The organism is Streptomyces sp. NPDC028907, assembly GCF_055564995.1.
Genome location: NZ_JBVHVE010000053.1, coordinates 1 through 1,537 on the forward strand (window position 1 = coordinate 1; position 1,537 = coordinate 1,537).

Below are 1,537 nucleotides of genomic sequence, written 5' to 3' on the forward strand. Positions count from 1 at the left end.
GCGGCGAGGTGGATGGCGGTCAGTGAGGACGAGCAGGCGGTGTCGACGCTGACCGCTGGTCCCTCGAACCCGAACGTGTACGAGACACGCCCGGAGGCCACGCTGTACGCGCTGCCCGTGTTGAGGTAGGCCTCCACTTCCTCAGGCGCCTGATGCACCAGCCGGCCGCCGTAGTCGCCGTACATCACGCCCGTGAAGACACCGGTCCGGCTGCCACGCAGCGACGAGGGGTCTATGCCCGCCCGCTCCAGCGCCTCCCACGTCATTTCGAGGAGAACGCGGTGCTGGGGGTCGATCGCGAGCGCCTCGCGCGGGCTGATCCCGAAGAACTCCGCGTCGAACTCGGCGGCGTGGTGCAGGAAGCCGCCCTCACGGACATAGCTCTTCCCGGGCCGGTCGGGGTCGGGGTCGAAGAGCCCGTCCACGTCCCAGCCGCGGCTTGTGGGGAACGCGGTCACCGCGTCCCTGCCCTCGTCCAGCAGCTCCCACAGCGCCTCGGGTGAGTCCGCTCCGCCGGGGTAGCGGCAGGCCGCCGCCACGATCGCGATCGGCTCCTGGACCTCCGACTCCGACTCCAACAGCCGCTGCCGGGTCTGGTGGAGCTCCGCGGTCACACGCTTGAGATAGTCGCGGAGCTTGTTCTCATTGGACATGCGGCGTACATCCTTCGCGGTGATCTGCGGAATTCACAGGCAGCGGGTTCACGAGATGCCGAGCTCGTCATCGATGAAGCGGAACACCTCGTCGTCGGAGGCCGAATCGATCAGGTCGGTGACCGCGGTGCCCTTCCCGTCGCCCTCGGCGTCGTCGCGCCGGTTCAGCTTCAACAGGAAGTCCTGCAGCCGTACGGACAGCGCGGCGCGCGCCTCCTCCGGGATCGACGGCAGCCTTTCCTCCAGTTGCTCGATCTCCTTGAGCACCGGTTGGTGGGCGGCCCCCTCCGGCTCCGGAAGCAGCTCCGCCCGCACGACACGGGCGAGCGCTTGCGGGGTCGCGTGATCGAACACGACCGTCGTCGGCAGCCGTAGCCCTGTGGCGGAGTTGAGCCGGTTGCGCAGCTCCACGGCGGTCAGCGAACTGAAGCCCATGTCGAGGAAGCCGCGGTCGGTCTCCACCTCGGTGGCGCTGTCGTGACCGAGAACCGTCGCCACCTGTGCGCGCACGAAGTCCAGCACCAGCGCGTGCTGTTCGTCCTCCGCCAGACCCGCCAGACGGTCCGCCAGCCCCGTCGTCCGCCCGTCGGCGGAACGGCCGGCCGACGCGGACGCGCTCCGCCCGCCGCCTGCCAGCCCGTCGAACAGCGGCTGCAGCATCCCCGCGTCGGCCGCTGCGCGCAGCCGCGCGACGTCGATGCCGGCCGGTACGAGCACCGGCTCGTCCCGCGTCAGCGCGGTGTCGAACAACCGGAGCGCCTCCTCGTCACCGAGCGGGACGATCCCGTTCCTGGCCATTCGTTCGCGGTCGGTGGTGTGGAGTTGGGCGGTGAGGTTGCTGGTGTGTTGCCACAGGCCCCAGGCGATGCTGGTGGCGGGGAGTC

At 70.0% G+C, this 1,537-nt stretch carries 2 protein-coding genes; both read right to left on the reverse strand.

The genetic code is table 11. From position 1 onward, the window contains the following. Nucleotides 1-653 (reverse strand): beta-ketoacyl synthase N-terminal-like domain-containing protein (locus ACZ4UU_RS45095; protein WP_471909272.1); only part of this gene is annotated, 653 nt, incomplete at its 3' end. Between the two features lie 48 nt (nucleotides 654-701). Further along, a partial coding sequence (locus tag ACZ4UU_RS45100) for an acyl carrier protein (RefSeq protein WP_471909273.1) occupies nucleotides 702-1,537 on the reverse strand: 836 nt, incomplete at its 5' end.